The organism is Zoogloea oryzae (genome assembly GCF_030161255.1).
Taxonomy (GTDB): Bacteria; Pseudomonadota; Gammaproteobacteria; order Burkholderiales; family Rhodocyclaceae; genus Zoogloea; species Zoogloea oryzae.
The window spans coordinates 1-1,753 of the sequence record NZ_BSPX01000177.1 but is presented as its reverse complement, the minus strand read 5'-3'; the positions used below and the strand labels follow the sequence as shown (position 1 = coordinate 1,753).

Sequence of the window (1,753 nt, the reverse complement as noted above, 5' to 3'; positions counted from 1 at the left end):
ACTCAGGCGGTAAACTACCTAAAAAGGGAATTTGAAATGAAAGGTCTTAAAAAGACCAGATATTGTCTTGGGTTACAAATAGAACATGTTTCAAATGGAATTCTTGTTCATCAAGCAATGTATACCGAGAAGGTATTGAAACGCTTCAATATGGATAAATGTCATCCGTTAAGTTCTCCAATGGTGGTCAGATCACTTCATCCAATGAAGGACCCGTTCCGTCCCAGGGAAAATAATGAATCTATACTTACCCCTGATGTTCCATACCTAAGTGCCATCGGTGCATTATTATATCTTGCTCAATGTACTAGACCTGACATTGCTTTTTCAGTAAATTTATTAGCCAGGTTTAGTTCAGCACCTACTCGTAGGCATTGGAATGGAATTAAGCATATCATGCGTTATTTACGCGGAACCACTGATATGGGTCTATTCTTTTCAAATGAATCATCCAACAAAAGCCAATTAATTGGTTATGCTGATGCGGGCTACCTCTCTGATCCACATACGGCTCATTCTCAAACAGGGTACGTATTCACATGTGGAGGTACAGCTATCTCTTGGAAGTCTACTAAACAAACAACTATAGCTACTTCATCCAATCATTCAGAGATAATAGCTCTCCATGAAGCCAGTCGTGAATGTGTTTGGTTGAGATCTGTTGTACATCATATTCGGAATTCATGTGCACTATCTCCAGTTACAAATCTCCCTACTATTATCTATGAAGATAACGCTGCATGTATTGCGCAAATCAAAGGTGGATAGAACGAAGCATATTCCACCTAAATATTTTCTGTACACTCATGAACTGGAGAAAAGCCATGAAGTAGAAATACAACAGGTAAAATCAAGCGAAAATGTTGCTGATTTATTTACAAAATCTCTTCCAACTAAAATATTTCAGAAAATGGTATACAATATTGGAATGAGACAGACAACAAGATGTGAACGAATCAGGGGGAGCATTGTCCACGAAAGCTAAAGCGCAACTGTACTCTTTTTCCTTTACCTAGGTTTTTCCCACAGGGTTTTCCAGGAAAGGTTTTAATGAGGCAGTCTATCCAGCGCAATATCTGTTCGATGAGGTTTTATTCCCATTGGGTTTTTACTCAGTCGAAATGTGATATTTTATGGAAGCAAATTTCTACGATAATGTAATGATAGCAAGTGTACTCTTTTTCCTTTGCCTTGGTTTTGTCCCACTGGGTTTTCCAAGCAAGGTTTTAACGAGGCAGTATCATTGACGCTATCTTCCTTCTATCTTGTTCGATAGAGTTTTTCCCACAGGGTTTTTCTCATCGAAAATGATACTAACTCAGAGGAAGATTTCACTGAAGACTTGGAAGAAAATATCTTGGCATGTGCACATCGAAAATCCAAAGGGGGAGTGTTGTAAATTCTTCTTAACTATGGTTAAGTTTATTCCTAACTATGGTTAGCTTCAAAGCATGAGGTGGCATGGACAAAGCATGCATAGCATGAGGTGGCATGGTCAAAACATTAAGTGGCATATAGGTGTCATCTTGTATTTTCTTATTTACATGCCAAGTGACATGTGTAGGACATGTGTCACTATATTAGGGTGTAAGGCATGCATCTTGCCATATAAATATGGTGCCATTGTACTTGTAACAGTGAGTTTAAAAAGACAGTCTGACCTGATAAATAAGAGACAGTTAATATAAAGACAGAGCATCATTTCTAGTTATTTTGAACATTATAAAGTTTTATTGTGAAATTGGCCCTAATA

The 1,753-nt window shown here is 37.7% G+C and carries 1 protein-coding gene; it reads left to right on the top strand.

What is annotated here, in order from left to right; all coding sequences use genetic code 11:
- A partial coding sequence (locus QQK25_RS24635) for a Ty1/Copia family ribonuclease HI (protein WP_284190024.1) occupies nt 1-768 on the top strand: 768 nt, incomplete at its 5' end.
- Between the last annotated feature and the right edge of the window lie 985 nt (nt 769-1,753).